This window comes from Candidatus Cryosericum terrychapinii, from assembly GCF_003570925.1.
Taxonomy (GTDB): domain Bacteria; phylum Caldisericota; class Caldisericia; order Cryosericales; family Cryosericaceae; genus Cryosericum; species Cryosericum terrychapinii.
This window is the reverse complement of sequence record NZ_QXIS01000030.1, coordinates 1-19,317: the sequence shown is the minus strand read 5'-3', so window position 1 is coordinate 19,317 and position 19,317 is coordinate 1. Positions and strand designations below refer to the sequence as shown.

The 19,317-nt window shown below is 58.2% G+C and carries 17 protein-coding genes and 1 pseudogene; 10 read left to right on the top strand and 8 right to left on the bottom strand.

Annotated elements, in window-relative coordinates; all coding sequences use genetic code 11:
- The first annotated feature begins 116 nt into the window (after window positions 1-116).
- The 5 genes from SMC7_RS04780 (at window position 117) to SMC7_RS04760 (ending at window position 6,044) form a co-directional block, all read left to right on the top strand.
- Entirely contained in the window at window positions 117-1,136 is a 1,020-nt protein-coding gene (locus SMC7_RS04780; RefSeq protein WP_119089246.1) for a 6-phosphofructokinase, read from the top strand.
- A gap of 2 nt (window positions 1,137-1,138) precedes the next feature.
- Window positions 1,139-2,098 carry an ATP-dependent 6-phosphofructokinase gene (locus tag SMC7_RS04775; RefSeq protein ID WP_119089208.1) on the top strand — a complete coding sequence of 320 codons (960 nt, stop codon included), beginning with the start codon at window positions 1,139-1,141 and terminating at the stop codon, window positions 2,096-2,098.
- Between the two features lie 25 nt (window positions 2,099-2,123).
- Window positions 2,124-3,521, top strand: a complete 1,398-nt coding sequence (locus tag SMC7_RS04770) for a sensor histidine kinase (protein ID WP_119089207.1) — start codon at window positions 2,124-2,126, stop codon at window positions 3,519-3,521.
- Window positions 3,522-3,557: 36 nt separating this feature from the next.
- Window positions 3,558-5,000, top strand: a complete 1,443-nt coding sequence (locus tag SMC7_RS04765) for a sigma-54-dependent transcriptional regulator (RefSeq protein WP_207798715.1) — start codon at window positions 3,558-3,560, stop codon at window positions 4,998-5,000.
- A 144-nt stretch (window positions 5,001-5,144) separates the two neighbouring features.
- A complete protein-coding gene (locus SMC7_RS04760; RefSeq protein WP_119089206.1) occupies window positions 5,145-6,044 on the top strand; it encodes a DMT family transporter in 900 nt (299 codons plus the stop codon).
- On the opposite strand, the gene SMC7_RS04755 is transcribed toward SMC7_RS04760, so the two are convergent.
- Entirely contained in the window at window positions 6,004-6,870 is an 867-nt protein-coding gene (locus SMC7_RS04755) for a DegV family protein (RefSeq protein ID WP_119089205.1), read from the bottom strand. The genes SMC7_RS04760 and SMC7_RS04755 overlap by 41 nt on opposite strands.
- A 130-nt stretch (window positions 6,871-7,000) precedes the next feature.
- The gene (locus SMC7_RS04750; RefSeq protein ID WP_119089204.1) at window positions 7,001-7,843 is read right to left on the bottom strand and encodes a DegV family protein; all 843 of its coding nucleotides are present in this window, start codon (window positions 7,841-7,843) and stop codon (window positions 7,001-7,003) included.
- Between the two features lie 276 nt (window positions 7,844-8,119).
- Here SMC7_RS04750 and SMC7_RS04745 point away from each other — a divergent pair, with 276 nt between their 5' ends.
- The 5 genes and pseudogenes from SMC7_RS04745 (at window position 8,120) to SMC7_RS04725 (ending at window position 13,117) form a co-directional block, all read left to right on the top strand.
- Window positions 8,120-8,380 carry a DUF4129 domain-containing protein gene (locus SMC7_RS04745; RefSeq protein ID WP_119089203.1) on the top strand — a complete coding sequence of 87 codons (261 nt, stop codon included), beginning with the start codon at window positions 8,120-8,122 and terminating at the stop codon, window positions 8,378-8,380.
- 192 nt (window positions 8,381-8,572) lie between these two features.
- The gene (locus tag SMC7_RS04740; RefSeq protein ID WP_119089202.1) at window positions 8,573-10,624 is read left to right on the top strand and encodes a ribonucleoside triphosphate reductase; all 2,052 of its coding nucleotides are present in this window, start codon (window positions 8,573-8,575) and stop codon (window positions 10,622-10,624) included.
- A gap of 14 nt (window positions 10,625-10,638) precedes the next feature.
- Window positions 10,639-12,072 (top strand): hypothetical protein, encoded by a 1,434-nt coding sequence (locus tag SMC7_RS04735; RefSeq protein ID WP_119089201.1) that lies wholly within the window; start codon window positions 10,639-10,641, stop codon window positions 12,070-12,072.
- A gap of 84 nt (window positions 12,073-12,156) precedes the next feature.
- Window positions 12,157-12,309 (top strand): annotated as a pseudogene (gene nrdD, locus SMC7_RS04730) (anaerobic ribonucleoside-triphosphate reductase); the annotation flags it as partial.
- A gap of 103 nt (window positions 12,310-12,412) precedes the next feature.
- Window positions 12,413-13,117, top strand: a complete 705-nt coding sequence (locus SMC7_RS04725; RefSeq protein WP_119089200.1) for an anaerobic ribonucleoside-triphosphate reductase activating protein — start codon at window positions 12,413-12,415, stop codon at window positions 13,115-13,117.
- Here SMC7_RS04725 and SMC7_RS04720 read toward each other — a convergent pair.
- The 6 genes from SMC7_RS04720 to SMC7_RS04695 all read right to left on the bottom strand — a co-directional run bounded on the left by SMC7_RS04720 (window position 13,114) and on the right by SMC7_RS04695 (window position 19,187).
- Window positions 13,114-13,950: a serine hydrolase gene (locus SMC7_RS04720; RefSeq protein WP_119089199.1), complete on the bottom strand. Its 837-nt coding sequence runs from the start codon at window positions 13,948-13,950 to the stop codon at window positions 13,114-13,116. The genes SMC7_RS04725 and SMC7_RS04720 overlap by 4 nt on opposite strands.
- The gene (alr, locus tag SMC7_RS04715) at window positions 13,947-15,104 is read right to left on the bottom strand and encodes an alanine racemase (protein ID WP_119089198.1); all 1,158 of its coding nucleotides are present in this window, start codon (window positions 15,102-15,104) and stop codon (window positions 13,947-13,949) included. The genes SMC7_RS04720 and alr overlap by 4 nt, the downstream gene beginning before the upstream one ends.
- Window positions 15,105-15,338: 234 nt before the next feature.
- Window positions 15,339-16,445: a Nif3-like dinuclear metal center hexameric protein gene (locus tag SMC7_RS04710; RefSeq protein WP_119089197.1), complete on the bottom strand. Its 1,107-nt coding sequence runs from the start codon at window positions 16,443-16,445 to the stop codon at window positions 15,339-15,341.
- Window positions 16,446-16,540: 95 nt separating this feature from the next.
- Window positions 16,541-17,137: a DUF5317 family protein gene (locus SMC7_RS04705; RefSeq protein WP_119089196.1), complete on the bottom strand. Its 597-nt coding sequence runs from the start codon at window positions 17,135-17,137 to the stop codon at window positions 16,541-16,543.
- A 132-nt stretch (window positions 17,138-17,269) separates the two neighbouring features.
- Entirely contained in the window at window positions 17,270-17,848 is a 579-nt protein-coding gene (locus SMC7_RS04700) for a DUF5317 family protein (protein ID WP_119089195.1), read from the bottom strand.
- Window position 17,849: 1 nt separating this feature from the next.
- Entirely contained in the window at window positions 17,850-19,187 is a 1,338-nt protein-coding gene (locus SMC7_RS04695; protein ID WP_119089194.1) for an HD-GYP domain-containing protein, read from the bottom strand.
- Window positions 19,188-19,317: the final 130 nt, after the last annotated feature.

Genomic DNA, 19,317 nt, shown 5'->3' with positions numbered 1-19,317 from the left:
CGATCGACCACGAGATTCGCACTACACAACGTCGCCTTGACTCATCCTGACGCTACCCTACAATGGAGGCGCGTTACATCTACTATTTGTATGTACGAATGGGGGTCGACTTACAGATGAAAATCGGAATCCTGACAGGTGGCGGGGATTGCTCCGGGCTCAACCCGGCGATACGCGGTGCGGTGTTCAGAGCGCTCGACTATGGAGACGAGTGTGTCGGTATCGTTGAAGGCTGGCAAGGACTGCTGTCCTGTGAGACGGAGCCCCTTGACCTGGTCCGCGTCGACGAGATCATCGACCGGGGTGGCACGATTCTGGGCACCTCCAGGACCAACCCGTTCAAGGACACCACTCTTGTCCAGCAGACGATCACCAACATCGCGGCCCTGGGTCTGGATGCCGTCATCGCCATCGGCGGGGACGATACGCTGGGTGTAGCCACCAAGCTTGCAGCGCTGGGCGTCAAGGTCGTCGGCGTTCCGAAGACGATGGACAATGACCTGTCAGGAACGGACTTCACATTCGGATTCGACACGGCAGTGAATGTTGCCCTCGACGCTTCGCGAAGGCTGAAGGACACTGCACTGTCCCATCGGCGCATCATCGTCCTGGAAGTCATGGGCAGGCACGCCGGATGGGTTGCGCTCTACACCGGCATCGGCTCAGGAGCCGATTACACACTCATCCCCGAGGTCCCCGTCGACTGGGATGTCATGGTGCGACAGGTCATGACCGCCTACAAGCGCAAGAAGTACGCCTTCATTGTCGTGAGCGAGGGAGTAGAAGTCACGACGCAGGCCAGCGTCGAGAAACTGGACGACTTTGGCCACATGCTGCTGCAGAACCGGGGTGTGGGGCCAGAAGTGGCCAGGATCCTCGAGGAGAAGACGGGGGTCTCGACGCGTTCGGCCACGATAGGGCACATCCAGCGGGGAGGCAGCCCCACTCTGTTCGACCGCATTCTGGGATCCCGCGTCGGTGTGAAAGCCGTCGAGATGGTCCATGACGGCGACTTTGGCAAGATGGCAGCCCTCCGCGGCACCGAAGTGATCGCAATTCCGCTCACCGAGGCTGTCGGCAAGCTCAAGACAGTCCCTCAGGAGTGGGTCGACCTCCTGAAGGTCTTCTCAAAGTAGTCATGAAACGCATCGGACTTCTGACGAGCGGCGGCGATGCCAGCGGCATGAACGCTGCCATCCGCGCAGTTGCACGCACGGCGGCGTCTATGGGAGTCGAGGCTGTCGGGTTCGAGCGCGGCTACGACGGACTGGTATCCAACACATGGGTAGAACTCAACGCACGCAGCGTCTCCGGCATCCTGGAACTCGGAGGCACAATGCTCAAGAGTGCCCGCAGTGAACTGTTCCGAACTGAGGAAGGTCGCAAGCAGGCGGCCCTCGTCGTCCAGCAGAACCGGCTGGACGGCATGGTCATCATTGGGGGCAATGGCTCACAGACTGGTGGTTACCTGCTCGGTCAGTTGGGCGTTCCCGTCGTCGGGGTCGCGTCGACCATCGACAATGATCTGTATGGATTCGACTACACCATCGGGTTCGACACTGCCGTCAACATTGCCATTGATGCCATCGACCGCATTCGCGACGTGGCGGAGTCTCACGACCGCGTGTTCGTCGTCGAGGTCATGGGCAGAGACAACGGCTCCATTGCACTCGAAGCCGCTCTGGCGACGGGCGCCGACATCGTTCTGACCCCAGAACTACCCTTCAGCATACCCAAACTCATCACACGCCTGCACGACGACGTCATGGCACACAAGAAACACCACATCATCGTCATGGCAGAAGGCGCAGGACATGCGGAAGAGCTGTCTCATTACATCAGCGCCAACCTGCCGGTGGAATGCAGGGCGACCGTCCTTGGCTACGTCCAGCGAGGAGGGAGCCCTACACGTTTCGACCGCATCCTGGCCAGCACATCGGGCGAAGCGGCTGTTGTCGCCCTCAATGAAGGCCACTCGGGTGTCGTCGCAGGAACACGCGACGGACATATTGTCCTTCAGGAAACACTCGAAGCAGTCACGCGGCGCAACCTTCTCAAGCCAGAGCTTGTGGAACTACTGAAGAGAGTATCCATCTAGTCTTGCTTCATCCCGGGAGGACCAATTGGGTCGAGTCTTCAAGTCGCTGACCTTCCAGATTATTGTGACTGCCCTGCTCATCGTGGGCGTCTCGATGGCGATTCTGAGCAACCGCCTCATTGTTGAGTTTCAGGACGAGCTCATCAAGAAGGAAAACGAGACCCTCCAGGCTATAGGGTCGCAGGCTGTCGACCGCTGGAACCGAATGTACCGCGAACTGTCCAACAGCTATAAGTTCGACAAGTTGAGCCAGAACAAGCAGAACGAGTTGGTGAGCATCTTCCTCTCCAAGCCCTATTATGACTACATTAACGTTTTTAAGGACAACTTCCCCAGTATCAGCATCGGGTACCAGATCAACCTCTTCACACCAAGTCTCGTCTACCTGACCGACGGGTCGCGCAACCCACTACCTAGGCTGACCGTCGCTCTTCCCTTGAAGGCAGGCACACAAACTATCGGCTATCTGGTCGTCGACAGGGACATGCCTCAGGTCCTCGCTCCGTTGCAGCGCGTCCGTTTCGAGGCCTTCAAGACTTCAACTGTCTCCATCGGGCTGAGCGGCGCAGCGACAATAGTCTTGCTGACCTTCTTCCTGATACGGTTGCTGTCTCTGCGCCGCAGCGTCGTCCGACTCAAGACCAACCTGGACACGCGCGTGCCACGCGGTGGAGGGGAGCTGGGAGAGATCTCGCGCGCTGTCGCCGACCTGGCACACTCACTCAAGCGGAGTATCGAAGAAGCGAAACAGACCGAGGCCCTCAAGACGCTCGGCATCTTTACGACCGGCATCGCCCACGAGGTACGCAACCCGCTCACAAGCATCAAGGGATATGCAAGTCTTCTGGAGAAGAAGTTGCAGGGGCGTCCCGAAGCCAAGTACATCATCCCCATCCGCAACGAAGCCGACCGTCTCGAATTGCTGGTCAAGGACCTCCTCACCTTCGGGCGCCCTGCGCCGCCGCAGCCGGTCGAGTTTGACCTGCGCGGGTTCTTCGAATCGATGGGAGAGCTCATGGCACAGCAGTTCGAGGACGGCCACGCGACGCTCGACCTCCAGGTGCCACACGTCATGGTCACCTGGGATGCGCGCCAGACCGAGCAGATGTTCATGAACCTGCTGCAGAACGCCATACAGTCGATGCAGGACAAGAACGGCGGAACCGTTACCGTCACTGCAAAAACCGAAGCGGATCGCGTCATCCTCGAGGTATGCGATGTCGGTGTCGGTATCAGGAATGAGGACAGGCCCAAGATGTTCACCCCGTTCTTCACGACCAAGGAACACGGCACAGGCCTTGGCCTTCCCATTTCCCAGAAAATCGCGTCCTTTCACAATGGAGCCATCACCTATGAGAGTACGGAGGGAGCAGGCACCACTTTCACTGTCAACATGCAGCGAATCATCAATCCTGATGTTTGACTCGAACTTCGAAACCGGTAAACTATGCAATTGCCTATGAAAATCCAAACCAAGCTCATTCTGGTCGTAGACGACGAGGAAAACATACGCGAACTGCTCCGCGAATCACTTGAAGACGAGGGCTATCGCGTCAACGTCGCCAAGAACGGCCAGGAAGCAGTCGAGAAGGTCAGAGCCATGAGTCCGGACACCGTCCTGATGGACGTCAAGATGCCCGTCATGAGCGGCATGGATGCTTTTCTCAAGATCAAGGAGTCCCAGCCCGATCTCCCCGTAATTTTCCTGACAGCGTTCGGCTCGTCGGATCTCGCCATTTCCGCCATGAAGTCCGGCGCCTATGACTACCTGACCAAACCGTTTGACATCGATGAGGTCAGAATCAAGGTGAAGAGGGCTCTCGAGCTTCGCGAGCTGTCATCCCTCTCAGGACGGACCCGCCCCGAGGACCTTCCCATCATCAACAGCGACGAGCTGGTCGGCCAGAGTCCACTCATGCAGGAAGTCTACAAGCAGATCGGCAAGGTCGCCAGCTCGGACGCGACCGTTCTTGTTCTCGGCGAGTCAGGCACAGGCAAGGAGCTGGTCGCCAAGGCTGTTCACAATAACAGCCATCGGAAGGACCGTGCGTTCGTCGTCGTCAACTGCGCGGCCATCCCGGAGAACCTTCTCGAGAGCGAGCTGTTCGGTCACGAAAAGGGAGCCTTCACTGATGCCTTCGAGACACACATCGGCAAGTTCGAGCAAGCATCCAGTGGCACCATCTTCCTCGACGAGATCGGCGACATGTCTCTGCCACTTCAGGCCAAACTGCTGCGAATCCTGCAGGACGGAGGCTTCGAACGCGTCGGCGGCCGAGAGCACTTGACGTCTTCGGCACGCGTCATCGCGGCCACGAACCAGGACCTGACCAGATTAGTCTCTGAACGCAAGTTCCGCGAGGACCTGTTCTACCGGCTCAACGTGATTACGCTACGGCTTCCCCCGCTGCGCGACCGGCGCGGTGATACCGCGTTGCTGGCTCGCCACTTCCTCAGAAAATACACCGCCAAGTACGGGCGCGATGTCACCGAGATTGCGGATCAAACCCTGGAGCGCCTCGATGCATACGACTGGCCAGGGAATGTCAGGGAGCTGGAAAACGTCATCGCCCGGGCAGTCATCATCTCCCAGGCACACGTGCTCCTTCCCGAAACAGTGGACCTTTGCTCTCAGCCTATTCTGCGCCGGCGCGAGGAGTCTCCGGCTCCTCAGGATCAGCCGCTGGTGGCACAACCCGGGCAGCCGCAGCCCGTCGCCGCAGACGGGAACGGTGGGCTTCGCCTGTCAGACGCCATCCAGCAAATGGAGATCAATATGATTCGCAAGGCGTTGCACGAATCCGGCGGCAACAAGACCAAGGCCGCCCAGATCCTCGGCATCTCCCGCAAATCGCTGTTCAACAAAATCCGGGACTACAAGCTGCAGGAGCGGGACCAGTAGCGACAACATCCTGCAACTGATCTCCTCACACTACGAAGCCCCGAACATGAACCGCCGGGGTTTCTCTCGTTCTCGGCAGTGCAGGTGCAGCCTTGCGTCCTACTCTTTGACAAGAGCTGCTGAGAGAGGTACCATCGTTCAATCATGCGAACAAGCAGAACCAGCAGCATAGCGTCCGTCGTTGGATCGGCGTTCGTCTGGGGAACGTCCTTCGCCGTTTCCAAGCTGGCTCTGCGCTCTATTCCCCCGCTTTGGCTCGCGTGGATACGCTTCGTACTTGCAAGCACGATCCTGCTCGTCTGGCTGCTCTTTCGTCACGAAAACCTCCGCCTGGACCGCCGGGCATTCGGCGCCATGATGCTGGGAGGAGTTCTGGGCTATGCGCTGAACCACCTCTTCGAGAACGTGGGACTTGTCCTGTCGACGGCCTCCGAGATCTCGCTCATGATGGGCGTCTTTCCCGTGCTGTCACTCCTGGTGGAGGGTCTGGCGTACCACAGGAGGTTCTCCCATACCACCGTCGCGGGCATTGCGCTGTCCGTCGTCGGCGTCGTCCTCATCGTCGACCCACGTTCGCTGGGAGGGACCCTGGGAGGGAAACGCCTGCTTGGCGATGGACTCATTATCCTCTCGGGCATCTGCTGGGCATTCTACAGCATCCTGGTCAAGAACCTGTCCACAAACAGCTCAGCCAGCAGGACTGCGATGTTTCAAATGGCGTTCGGCAGTGTCGTCCTGCTTCCTCTGGCAGGGGTATTCGAGCGGCCGGTCTTCCCAGTCCCCGCCGCAGCTGTCTGGGCTGTCATCTATCTGGCGGTCTTCTGTTCGGTCGGAGGGTACTCCCTGTACAACTATGGGGTCGCGCGAATGGCATCGACCCAAGCGGTCAACATCCTCAACCTTATCCCGGTCTTCGGTGTGCTGACCTCCTGGGTCGTGCTGCACGAAACAGTGACAGTGATGCAGCTGGCCGGCGGAGCCGTCGTCCTTCTGGGCGTCCTGCTCAGTCTACGCGATTCTTCGCTTTTGGCTTCTCCTTCATGACGACGACGGGCCCCAGAACCGTCGGCCCCACGTGACAGCCGACGACACAGGAGACCCTGTTGTACTCGACTGGTACGTGGAGCACCGATTCCATCCAGTCTCCGAACTCTTTGGCTTCATCCCAGTTGTCGGCCCAGTGTAACCCTGCAGACACTACACCATACGAGGCCATTTCCAGAACCAGCTCCTTGAGCCGTTCCTTGCCCGCTTTGATTGTGCGAATCTTGTCGTGTGTTACCATGCGGCCAAGGTCGTCAAACCAGACGATAGGTTTGAGCTGGATGATCGTCCCGATGAGGGCCTGCGCCCCTGTGAGACGGCCGCCCTTGTATAGCCAGTGGAGCGATTCCATTATGAAGTAGACCCACGTGCGGTCCCGCAGCTCGCTGAGCGCTTCGACGATCTGAGCACGACTCTTGCCCTCATCTGCCATGCTCTTGGCCAGCCTGCCCATCGTAAGCTGGCAGTAACCGCTTTGGCGAGAGTCCACGATGGAAATCCGATCCTCGGCCTCCAGCGTCTGGGCGGCAACGCGCCCCGCATTGACGGACCCCGAAATTGCTCCCGATATCATGACACAGACGATCTCGTCTCCAACCTCCAGGATTGGCCCGAAGATCCGCACCAAATCGTCAGGATTGGTCTGCGCGCTCTCGAAGATGACGCCCTCCCGCTCCTTCTTGTAGAACTCGGCCGGCTTCATGTCCACGCCGTCGCGATAGAGAGTCTCTCCTTCACGGATGTAGAGAGGCGCCATGACAATGCCTGCCTTCTCGAAGTCCTCGATAGTCATGCCACACGTCGAGTCCATGACGATTCTGATCATTCGACTCCTTTCCAGGGCCCCTCTATGGACCGCCTGTCACCATTTTCTGTTGTCACTTGCAAACGCGTCCATCGTGCTACACGACAGCATGAGGGTCGGCGTCGCCGGCTGGTCCGACTGGATGATGTGGTCACGACGCCTTCATGACGATGCAAGGCCCGAGAAGGTCAGGGCCCGTGTGCACGCCCAGTACACACGACAGCTTGGTATATGACACGGGAGCCTGGAGGATTTCCTCCATCTCGGCGTGGAACCCCTGAGCCTCATCCAGATTGTCCGGCCAATGCAGGGTCGCAGCCTCGACCCCGTTCTTACCGCAGTCTGCGACAAGCTGGCGCATGTGATCCTTGGCAACCTTGATGGTTCGTGTCTTGTCGTAGGACGTCATGCGTCCAGCCTCGTCGAACCAGACAATCGGGTTCAGCTTGATCACGGATCCAACGAAGTACTGTGCTCCCGTCAGGCGACCCCCGTGGAACAGCCACTTGAGTGATTCCATGATGAAGTACGTGCGCGTCCGACTCCGAATGTCGGCAAGAGCCCGAACAATTTCCACGCGATTTTCGCCGGCATCGGCCATGTTCTTTGCCGTGTGACCAAGGTATGCCTCACCGTAGCCGGATTCCAGAGAATCTACGATCGTGATCCTTTCTTCGGCCCCGAGCATCTGGGCAGCGACATGTGCTGCGTTCACAGAACCCGAAATGGCGCTTGAGATGAGCACACATACGACTTCGTCGCCAGCTTCCACGATGGGCTTGAACACGGAAACCAGGTCTGCAGGATTCGTCTGAGCGGTCTCATAAATGAGACCCGCCCTTTCCCGCCGGTAGAACTCGTCGGGAAAAATATCCATCTGTTCCCGGTAGAGCTTGTCACCGTCCCGGACGTAGAGAGGGATCATCGTTATGCCGGACTGGTCGAACTCCTGTCTGGTCATGCCTGTCGTCGTGTCCATGACAACTCGTATCATGTGTCGTTCACCTCCGCGTATTTACTTGTATAGTTTACCAGAAAAGACGATCCACAACAACCAGCCAAGGTTGGGAACTCGCCCCCGGTGCCACTGTGACATCCTCTTACACCGCTCCAGCATTGCAAATCAGCCCCGGCGCCGTACAATACCCGTAGTCTGCAGCACGTGACCGACTGGCAAAGAGGTGGTCGTGGCATGAGGCACTCGGGACTATATACAAGGCAGGGCGTGGACGCGTGAGGGCGGCATGAGGAGAATTCTCCGCGTCGCAGGATGCGCAATCCTTATATCCTCGCTTGCGGCGAGACCCCCGAAGAGCTGGTGATACGGGCCCGTGAACAGTCCGAATCCGTCGCTTCCTTTCTGGACCTCCTTGTGACGGCATTCTACCTGGCCCGCTACTCCGATCAGGACGTTCAGCCCCAGCAGGCTATCGCGTGCCGGGATGCGTACAGGAGTCTCGTCGCCGCCGCCGTCAAGACCGAGATTGAGAGCAAGCGGTCCTCCGATTCGCGCGTCGTCACAATCAAGTAGATAATTCAGCGCGGGATGTCCTTCTCAGAACAGGTATTTTGGTTCTGTCAAGCCCCCGAGCCGCCTCTTCACAATGCTTGACGCACTCCCCTGCCACCATAAAATGGTGATGTGCCTGCTGAGGGTGCGACAGTCTGAAGTATCTGGCGCAGAATAAGTCAAGACCATCAACAGTAGCTGGGGGCGATACGCATGCGATATGTAATCAAGCGCACAGGTGAGAAAGTACCCTTCGACCAAGCCAAAATTCGCATGGCCATCACGAAAGCCGGAAAGGCTACGAAAGAATTCGACGAAACTGAACCGGAACGCCTGACGCGCATCATCGTCGCCCAAATCCCCGACGACATCGCCACGGTCGAACAGATCCAGGACCTCGTCGAGCAGACGCTCATGGAGTCGCGCCATCACAAGACAGCCAAAGCCTACATCCTCTACCGCGAGCAGCACCGAAAGCTGCGCGACCTCAAAACGCTTCTCGACCCACGCGAGACCATCCAGAAGTACTTGGAGAAACTCGACTGGCGGGTCAACGAGAACTCCAACACCGGCTACTCTCTTCAGGGGCTCAACATGCACCTTGCAACCAGTGTCGTGAGCCGGTACTGGTTGAACGAGGTCTATCCGCCGGAAGTACGGGATGCGCACGTCAACGGCGACATGTACATGCACGATCTGGGGTACCTGGCTGCCTACTGTGTCGGCTGGGACCTCAAGGACCTTCTCCTGAGAGGACTCGGGGGCGTGTACGGTAAGGTCGAAAGCAAGCCTGCCAAGCATTTCCGCTCGGCGCTCGGGCAGATGGTCAACTTTATCTTCACCATGCAGGGCGAGGCGGCCGGCGCACAGGCGTTCAGCTCGGTCGACACCTATCTCGCGCCCTTCATCCGCTACGATCGCCTGTGCTACGACGAGGTCAAGCAGGCCGTGCAGGAATTCGTGTTCAACATGAATGTCCCCACACGGTCAGGCTTCCAGTCCCCCTTCAGCAACATCACCCTGGATCTGCACCCGCACGGCGCGACGGCCCGCGAGGCAGCTATCATCGGCGGAAAGCCTGTTCCCGAGACCTACGCGGACTTCCAGCCAGAGATGGACATGTTCAACCGTGCGTTCGCCGAAGTCATGCTTGCCGGCGACGCCAAGGGCCGTGTCTTCTCGTTCCCCATCCCCACGTACAATATTACCAAGGACTTCGACTGGCAGAACCCTGTCTACGACCCCATTTTTGAGATGACCGCCAAGTTCGGCATCCCGTACTGGAGCAACTTCGTGAACAGCGACATGGATCCGGACGACACACGCTCCATGTGCTGCAGGCTTCGCCTGGACACGCGCGAACTGCAGAAGAGAGGAGGAGGACTGTTTGCGTCCAACCCTCTCACCGGCTCCATTGGGGTGGTCACCATCGACCTCCCGCGCATCGGCTACCTCTCTCACAGCAAGGACGAACTGTTTGAGCGCCTGTCCCACGTCATGAACGTCGCTCGCACATCGCTCGAGATCAAGCGCAAGATCATCGAGAACCTGACGGCGGCAGGGCTCTACCCTTATTCGCGTCATTACCTTGATGCAGTCAAGCAGCGCAACGGGCTTTACTGGACCAACCATTTCAACACGATCGGCATCAACGGTATGAACGAACTCCTCCTTAACTTCGCCAGCGTCACGATTGCCGAACCCGATGGACGACGTCTGGCGCTTGAGATCATGGACTTCATGCTGGGCAAGCTCGAGGAGTTCCAGCACGAAAGCGGACAACTCTATAACCTTGAAGCGACTCCCGCCGAATCAGCAACCTATGTGCTGGCCAAACAAGACAAGGCTCTGTACCCGGACATCCTCGTGGCAAACGAAGAGGCCGTCAAGAACGGTGCTGACCCCTACTACACGAACTCCACGCAGTTGCCCGTGGCGTACACGACCGACCCGTTCGAAGCGCTTGACCTCCAGGATCCTCTTCAGGTCAAATATACAGGAGGCACGGTCGTCCATCTGTTCCTCGGCGAACGCCTGGAAAGCGCAGACCAGGCCAAGCAGCTGGTCCGCTCAGTCACGAACAGCTACCGACTGCCTTACTTCACGCTTACACCCACGTTCTCCGTATGCCCCAAACACGGGTACATCGTCGGCAACCATCCATTTTGCCCCAGGTGCGACGAAGAGCTGGTCGTCGAGGCACAAAAGGTGGCTGCGGGCCCTGCCTCTGGAGACGTCTCGTTTGCAACCCGTCCTGAACGCTAAGAGGTGTTTTTCCCATGAGAAGATTTCGTCGTCTCAAGAAGAAAGCCATTTTCCTTGCCGTCGCCGTTCTGCTTCTTACTGTCTCTGTGCTCCTCGTCGCACACAACCTGAATTCGAACAGCACACCAGGGACCACGGCAAGCCCCTCGAAGAACGATGTCGGCGTGTATTTGGACAAGGGCGACCTCTGGCAATGGGTGAATGGGCGCAAGACACAGCTGACCAAGGTGGGCACGATCATCGCCTTCGACTGGCACCCCGCCGGAGGAGAGCTCGTCTACATGACCAGCGAAGCCGACGGTTCGTACAAGGCTGTCGACCGCAAGCTCGCGTCCAAGCAGGAACTGGTAATCTACCAAGGAAAAACCGAGATGTCGCCCAAGGTGCTGTGCTCCTCAAGCGGCGTCCTGCTGGTCGAGGCTTCGTCGACGACGACTCCGCGGCTGCTGCAACTGAACATAACCTCTGTGAGCTATGATGGCACGACCAATGGCTCATTCTGGACGCAGGTTCCACTGACAAAAGAGCAGTTTGATCGGACCACGCGACTGATTCTGGACGGATCGACACCTCTCATCGTCTCTCCCGGCGGCATCTGGACTATCACTATCATCACCTCAAGCCTCGGCTTCGACACGACTCATACTTTTCTCGGCCCCACAGGAGTCACGTTTGCCGACGGCACGTTCTTTGGCCCCATGCAGGATACGAAGGGGACGTTCCTCGGCATCAAGACCAAGGACGGCAAGGTCACGAGCGTGACTCCCCCGCCCACCTCAACCGGAATCCTCCAGCCGTTCGTCCGTGGCGCGTCACGGACAACCGATGGCAAGACACTTGTCTACGAACTTGGCATCTACGGTTCCGGCACGAGCGCCGATGGCAAGACCGCCCCGCTGACCTATGAGACATGGCAGTACGTCGAGGGCTCCCGCAGCCCCAAGCTCATCGTCAAGAGCAGCGTCCCATCGCTATTCGCCTATCAGTTCACGGGCGGCAGTGCACCCGTTGCCGCCGGCAAGCAACCGGGCGCGACGCTCACGACCGAAACGGGACTCATGTTCAGGGACCGACCCATTACAATCGACAGCACCGTCCTCGAAGTAGCCGCGCCCACGGAGACCCGAACTGCACTTGGGCTGGGCCAGGGCTGGGTTCAGGCGAAGGGACTCGGTCAGGCGAAGGGAAAGACCGGCTGGGTCTATGGCGGATACGCCAGAATAACGCGTGGATCGACAACGTATGTGCCGTTTGCCAGGGTGACGGCCTCCACATCCGTCAAGGTCTACCTCGACGAGAGTCTCAGCGGAACGGCTACGACAGTACTTGCAAAAGGCGACAACGTCGTTGCGCTGGGAATGACTGCGGACAAACGGGCAATCCAAATTCTGCTGCCGTCGGGAACGAAGGCGTTCGTAGCAACGGGCAGTGTCACTGTATCCAATTGACGTTCTGACTATACTCTACTCGGTGAGAGGAGGTGGCGAGTGAAGGAACTAGAGAATGGGGACCTGTTGCTGGACAATGGAATGACAGTACCAGCGTGCAGGCGTACAAGGACTGAGGTTTACAGCCGCGTGGTTGGCTATCTGAGGCCTGTTTCCCAGTGGAACAAGGGAAAGAAGGCGGAGTGGGCCGACAGAATATGCTTCGAGGTCAAGACCCAACACAACACGGCACAATGAACGTAATGGGTGAAACGCCGCTGGACATGGTCCTCCTGCAGGACTGTCAGCGACGTTTTCATATCGTCACGCGGGAAGCACCCATTGGTGAGAAAACAGAGACATGAGACTGGCGCACTATGAACCACTATCGCTCAGTGACTTCCCGGGTAGACTGGCCACAACCGTGTTCACGGTCGGCTGCAACTTCACATGTCCGTACTGCCACAACCCTGAGCTCGTCACCGCGATGGAGGATACGCCGCAACTGACTGAAGACGCATTCTTCGCTTTTCTCGAACGCCGCAGGGGCAAACTCAACGGCGTCTGCATCACCGGGGGAGAACCGACGCTTCATGCCGATCTGGCCGGATTCGTCGGCCGCATCCGCGCTTTAGGCTACGCTGTCAAGCTGGATACCAACGGATCCAACCCCGAGACGCTTGGGCACCTTCTGGAAACAGGCTCTCTGGACTACGTTGCCATGGATGTGAAAGCCCCTCCCTCACGATACAGTGACGTGACGGGCAACCCGTATGCTCTCGTCCTCGCGGAGACCTCAATACGGCTTCTGGCCCAATGTGACACCGTCCATGAGTACCGGACGACCATCTTGCCTTTGCTGTTCAGCGAAGTCGACGTCGACAATATCGCCCGCATGCTGCCCCCTGGATCGCGCTACGTCATCCAGAACTTCGTCCCTACCAAGACCCTCGACCCGAACCTTCTCCACGCCAGAGGATTTGAGCCCGGAGACCTCGAGACCATTGCGGACCACACGCGCTTGCTCTACCCTCTCCTCCACATCAGCACACGAGGCGGCATTTAGGCTGAGCCGGCTCGTTCACCGCTCCTGCTGCCTGAGACGGCGCTGTAGATCATCTCCGACACCTCGGCCATGACGCGTTTCGCCTGAGCGGCCCGTTCAAAACCTGACGCAAAAACGCAGAGCGAATAAGTGGGTCCTCCCGACACGGTGATGAGCTCTGCGTCGAGAAGCGAACCACTCATGCCACCCGTCTTTCCCGCCAGGGCAGCACTGCCAGGAAGCGGCCAGGCGACCAGGTCTCTCAGCTGGTTCATGCGCAGATAGCCAAGTATGCGTTCACTCGCCGCGTTCGAGACCAGACGATGGGCATGTAGTCGCGCCAGCATGTCGGCGATATCGGCGGCGGTCACGCTATTGTCGATTCCACGAGCGAGCGTCTCACGGTCCATCATCTGACGTCGGATACTTGTCGCCTCATACCCAAGATCGTGCAGGACATCGTTCAGACGCTCTATGCCGATCTCCTCGATAAGCTGGTTGCAGGCCATGTTGTCGGACACACCCATCATCATGATGCACAAATCCTGGACCGACCACGGGCCAGACTTGTCCAGATACTCGAGAAGGCCGGTCCCGTGAGGGGCTGCTACTGTCAGACGAATAGCCCGGTCCCATGCTAGCTCACCCAGTTCCACCAGTTGCGCAACGCAGACCAGGAGCGGGAGCTTGATGATCGACGCAGCTCCGAACGGGAGATTGCTGTTCTGAGAGAAGATGAGACAGCGGTCTTCTGTGCTCAAGAGCTCAGCGTGCACGGCGCATGGAAATGCCACCGTCGCAAGAACCCCTCGAAGCGCTTTCTGAACGGGAAGGTACCGGGTGTCCTGGTTCATTCCGTCTCGGGCTTCGGCCGGTCGCGGTATACGTGGCGAACCAGCTTGCCGACTGTGGAGAGGACCTCGTAGCTGATCGTCTGGGCGAGTGATCCCAGATCACCCGCGGTGATGCGCTGGTTTCCGGCTTCACCCATGAGCACAGCTTCGTCGCCCACCGTCACACCTTGCACGTCCGACAGGTCGATCATGGTCTGATCCATGGTCACCCGTCCTATGACCGGCGCTCGCTTGCCACGGATGAGCACCGAGGCCTTGTTGGACAACATGCGGGAATACCCATCCGTGTAGCCGACTGGAAGGATTCCCACCATCGTCGGCTTGTAGGTCAAGTAGCTGCGCCCATAGCTGATGCCGTAGCCGGCAGGAACCTGTTTGAACGCTATCACCCGGGACTTCATCGACATCGCGGGCCGCAATCCCGCGATCGGCACACCTTCGAGGGGCGAACAACCATAGAGCAGCAACCCCGGACGAACCCCTTCGAAGGTCGCAGCCTTCATGGTCAGGATGCCTGCCGAGTTGCAGAAATGGGCAACAGGAGGGCGCATGCCCTCCACGGTCGACTGATGGAGAACTTTCTCGAACCTGCGCAGTTGCATGGACGAGTAGGATTCGTCAGAGTCCGCACAGGAAAAGTGCGAATAGATCCCCTCTACCACAAGACCTTTCATGCCGTTCAGCTTGTGCAGCACGTCCAGCGCCCCTTCTGCAAGAACGCCGTTTCTTCCCATGCCCGTATCCACCTTGAGATGGACCGTCAACTGCTTTCCGGCAGCTGCTCCGACGAGTTCGCGTGCCACGTCGTCGTTGGGGATGCTGAGTGTAATACCCTGAGCGATTGCCTCCTGAACTCCTGATGCGGGGATATAGCCAAACACGAGCATGTGACCTTTGATGCCGGCCCGTCGAAGCTCAAGAGCCTCTTCCAGCGTGGCAAGCGCGAACCAGTCGGCACCCTCTTCCTGGAGGACTCGCGCCACATCTACCGCCCCATGCCCATAGGCATCGTCCTTGACGACACACAGAACATGGGTCTTCGCCGGCACCATCCCACGGATGACATGATAGTTACCCCGTACGCAAGCCAGATCGATCTCCAGCCACGTAGGACGCCCGAATTGCTCGACTAAAACACTGTCCTCTCTCTTCATGACAAAACCATAGCACGATTCAGAGGGCGTTCAACACAAGAATACTCACTGATACACACTCTGCAGGCATACTGTCCATGGCCACCGCCAACTATGCAAACGTTGCCATTGACAAGAATCAGGTATTCCGTATAGTAGCGGTGTAATCGGTAACTTTGTTATCGGTTACATGCCCTCCTTCGAAAACAGCCCGGACCGCAATCGCGCTTCGGGCTGTTTTCTTTGCTGCCCGTCCTACCAGAACCTGACGGGCTGATAGTCTATGGTCGACTGGTGCAGTGGTGGCAACTCCCTGTCTCCTGCCGCGCTCCGCAACGCTTCTTCCATCGCAGCTGCGAAGAAACACTCAGAGCTGTAGTGGTCGACAATAGCTACACAGCCTCCTCCCTGAGACACGTCGAGCGCCTCGTGATATGTGACATCTCCCGTGATCAGTACCTGGGCTCCCGCTCTGCTTGCAGCTGGGAGAAGCGACAATCCCGCTCCGGAACAGAAGGCCACGCGTTCGATGGCCTTCGGTAGAGTCCCCGCCACCGGCAACACCGCAAGAGCGAAGAACGACTTGATGAACGTGATGAACTCTTCCGGATCCATGACATGAGGCAGCCTCCCCATGTGTCCGAACCCAGCAACTGGGCCCCCGGGAAGATGTTCCTCGAAAACGTCGACTGCCGGCTCCTCATATGGGTGAGCCCCGCGCAGGGCCTTCAGGACAGATGCCAGGTCCCGGCCGGACACGATGGTTTCGACGCGGTCCTCGGCCACGCTGGTCATAGCATTCTCCTCACCCACGAAGGGATGCGCCCCGGGGTCAGGCACGAACCCGCCCGTCCCAGTGGCCCGGAACGACGCATGCGAATAGGAACCGGTGTGCCCTGCCCCGGCGGCAAACATCGCTTCCAGGACCTGTTCCCTGAATTCGGGAGGAATAAAGGTGACGACTTTGTACAACCGTTCCGACTCGTGAAGCTCAAGGATACACAGGTCAGTGAGGCCCATCTGACGCACCACAAATGTGTTGAGACCGTCCGGCGCAGCGTCGAAGTTCGTGTGTACTGCCAACAGAGCCATGTCCATACGAATGGCGGCCAACAGCGCCGAGTGCTGGATCGGGTCCAGCTTCTTGATCGCCCTGAAGATGGGGGGATGATGGGACAGAATGAGATTGGCGCCAACCCGGTCCGCTTCCTCGACCGTCTCGTGCGTGACATCCAGACAAAGGAGGACCCCACGTACCTCGTCGTCCATTGAACCGACGATCAGTCCTGCGTTGTCATACTCCTCCTGCAGCCGAAACGGGGCCACAATATCGATGAGATCATACAATTCCCGGATGCGCATTGCGCACCTCCTGTGTCAGCACATTGCTTTCGACAAGAGTATACGCCACGAACGGCCGAACCGACAAGCGACCTGCCAGGGGAAAAGACCCAGGACTAGCTTCCGGTTTCAGAAAGCCGGTCCTCGGTTGAACCAGCGTGTGCTGTTCTGCCCGCTCGTACCATCCCGTACACCAGAGCGGCTTCTCCCGCAAGAGCCAGAAGATCGCCCGCGCTGTAGGCCGAACCCATGTCGCCGAGAAACGGCAGGACGATATAGTCTCCCATAAAATTGAGGTGCGTCCGGTCACTCATGAGAACAACGTTGGCTGCGGCACCATCCCTGACCAGCTCCTCTGCATGGGAGCCCTGTCCAGTGGCGACAAGTGCCTGCGGATCAGTCGGCATACGCCCATGGTTTGCGCCGACGACAACGACGTTCAACACCAGCCCGGCCAGGAGGAACGGAACGCCAAAAACCCTGCGGTTCACCAGCAGAAACGCCAGGAGCGCAAGAAGGGTCAGGACATAGACTGCGGGAAGCAGCGTGCCAAGCAGAGATTCCCCGCGGGACGTAAAAATGAGCAGCTGAACCACGAACGCCCCCACTCCGAGAGGCAGGGCCTTCAGGTGAAAGTTTTCGATGTAGCGCAGCCGTCCGCCGGTAACCAGACTCAGGGAGAGGGCAGACGCGAGAACGACAAGGACAAACACGGTTAGCCTTCCCCTGCTGGAACAGCATCACTCACAAGAAACGCGTTTTCAGTCATCATCCTCGCACCCCAGTTTTCTCCGATATGGTAGAACTTCCGAACAGTTTCCGTCGCTATAGTGAAAGTAGGCTAGTCACACCCTTTCTTCCGATTGATGACCTGCCGGTTTCGCTCTCAACACGCCGAACACGACCACGGCTTCACCAGCAAGTGCAACCAGATCACCGACGCTGTATGCTGAACCGACTGGCCCACCCAGTCGAATCACGATGTTGTCCCCCAGCATGTTCAGCCTTGTGAAATCACTCATCAGGATGCAGTTGGCAGCTGCTCCACGCAATCGCAGCAAATCCGCCTCCTCGACGCGGCCCGCTCCGGTAAGTGCCGCCACAGAAGCAGGCATCCGTCCAGCATTGGCACTGATGACAAGCATATTGAGCATCAACCCGGCCAAGAGAATCGGAACACCCAGAACACGTCGATTGACAACCAGAAATACCACCAAAGCGCTCAGCGTGACGACGTAAACGACAGGGACCAGCGCCTCGCCGACGAAACCTGTTCCCCACTGAGTGAACAGAGCTGTCTGGACCGCAAACGCCCCCAGAGCCATCCATAGTCCCTTGAGCTGCCAGTTTCGGGCATACTCCAGCCGTCCCCCGGTGAGCAGACTGGAAACCAGTGCAACACCCAGGACAGCCAGAACCAGCATGCTAGACTTGAGCGCCCGCTGCGATGCTGACTTCGTCCGTCGAGTCGATCTGAACGGCGGAGGGAAAATTGGTCATGTCTCCTGTCGCAAGGTGTTCACGAACAAGCTTCGTGAATGTGACCACGAGCTCTGGATCGAACTGTGCCCCGCGCTCGTGGTCCAGGATCTTCAGAGCTTCAGTGACTGTGAGGCTCTTGGCCCGGTAGGGTCGCATACTCACCATGGCATCGAATGAATCTGCAACAGTAATGATACGCGCACCAAGAGGAATGCTCTCGCCCGCGAGATGGTCCGGGTAACCATTGCCATCGTATCGCTCATGGTGGTGCAGGACAATGTCCCGTCCGCCCTGGAACAGCGTCAGCCCCTCAAGCAAGCCGGCAGACACCGCGGGATGTTCCATGATCTGATGGAACTCCTCTGCACTGAGACCAGGTTTGCGCAGCAAGTTGTCGTCCAGCCCGACCTTCCCCAGGTCGTGCAGCACGGCAGCCTGCAGTACCATGTCCGCTTCGCCACTCTCCATGCCAAGCTCATCACACATATCTTCAACCCACGCCCGCACGCGCTTCGAGTGCTGTGCGGTCTCGGGGCTCTTGCTTTCCAGGACATCAACCAACTTCTCAAGAATCGTCTGTGTTTGGCTTCGTAGGGTCTGCTCTCTTTTGAGAGCATAGGACAGTACGACGAAGACAGGAACCAGAAACAGGACAGTCCATGGGTCCTGCCAGTACAGAACGGTGATGACCATCCCGAGAAGAAGCAACGTCAGGTTGGTGAGCCATGTCGTCCTCACAAGCGAACCCAACGTACGGACGAAGCTACCACGAGACAGCAGTAAAAACAAACCAGCAAGAAGCAGGTACTCGCTTCCAAGATACCAGACGGCCGAGAGCACAAGTGCCCGCCCGTTCTCTATGGCCAGAAAGTCCAGCGATACGTCTACAAAACGATGATAAACAAAACTTGCCCCGCCAACTGCTATGGCATACTCGGCCATGTTGTAGATGGTCTTGATCCCCTCTTTGTGCGTCAGCCGATCGCCCACCAGTGTCCCAACGACGGCAATGCCTGCAGCAACTTGGGGTGGAAACAGACAGGCGGCTGCAAAGGTGACAGCCATGGAAACCGAGATCTCCATCTTCGACACACCATAAGCCTGCCACACGATAGGGAACGTCTCCGCGAGGATTGCGACTGCAAGGAAGAACGCAGCCCAGAACCAGGAAAACAGCGGTGTGGCCCCCAAAAGCCTCGGGCTGAACACAACCACGGCTACGCCTATCAGTGCAACCGCACATATATAGACAATCCCGCGAGCAGAAACACGGTCACTCAATGGCAGACCTCCACCGATGCGACGTCAGGCATCGACCAGCACCTCTAATTGTGCTGCCAGTCTGCCGTTTGTCAACGACGTCAGAGCTATCGATCTGTCAGCTTGGCGGCTAATGCCACTTCATGTTGGC

What these genes read in the sequence shown, in the direction of transcription:
- SMC7_RS04780 (WP_119089246.1), top strand. Translation starts at nt 117, where the DNA reads ATGAAAATCGGAATCCTGACAGGTGGCGGGGATTGCTCCGGGCTCAAC.
- SMC7_RS04775 (WP_119089208.1), top strand. Translation starts at nt 1,139, where the DNA reads ATGAAACGCATCGGACTTCTGACGAGCGGCGGCGATGCCAGCGGCATG.
- SMC7_RS04765 (WP_207798715.1), top strand. Translation starts at nt 3,558, where the DNA reads ATGAAAATCCAAACCAAGCTCATTCTGGTCGTAGACGACGAGGAAAAC.
- SMC7_RS04760 (WP_119089206.1), top strand. Translation starts at nt 5,145, where the DNA reads ATGCGAACAAGCAGAACCAGCAGCATAGCGTCCGTCGTTGGATCGGCG.
- SMC7_RS04755 (WP_119089205.1), bottom strand. Translation starts at nt 6,870, where the DNA reads ATGATCAGAATCGTCATGGACTCGACGTGTGGCATGACTATCGAGGAC.
- SMC7_RS04750 (WP_119089204.1), bottom strand. Translation starts at nt 7,843, where the DNA reads ATGATACGAGTTGTCATGGACACGACGACAGGCATGACCAGACAGGAG.
- SMC7_RS04745 (WP_119089203.1), top strand. Translation starts at nt 8,120, where the DNA reads ATGCGCAATCCTTATATCCTCGCTTGCGGCGAGACCCCCGAAGAGCTG.
- SMC7_RS04740 (WP_119089202.1), top strand. Translation starts at nt 8,573, where the DNA reads ATGCGATATGTAATCAAGCGCACAGGTGAGAAAGTACCCTTCGACCAA.
- SMC7_RS04735 (WP_119089201.1), top strand. Translation starts at nt 10,639, where the DNA reads ATGAGAAGATTTCGTCGTCTCAAGAAGAAAGCCATTTTCCTTGCCGTC.
- SMC7_RS04725 (WP_119089200.1), top strand. Translation starts at nt 12,413, where the DNA reads ATGAGACTGGCGCACTATGAACCACTATCGCTCAGTGACTTCCCGGGT.
- SMC7_RS04720 (WP_119089199.1), bottom strand. Translation starts at nt 13,950, where the DNA reads ATGAACCAGGACACCCGGTACCTTCCCGTTCAGAAAGCGCTTCGAGGG.
- alr (WP_119089198.1), bottom strand. Translation starts at nt 15,104, where the DNA reads ATGAAGAGAGAGGACAGTGTTTTAGTCGAGCAATTCGGGCGTCCTACG.
- SMC7_RS04710 (WP_119089197.1), bottom strand. Translation starts at nt 16,445, where the DNA reads ATGCGCATCCGGGAATTGTATGATCTCATCGATATTGTGGCCCCGTTT.
- SMC7_RS04700 (WP_119089195.1), bottom strand. Translation starts at nt 17,848, where the DNA reads ATGCTGGTTCTGGCTGTCCTGGGTGTTGCACTGGTTTCCAGTCTGCTC.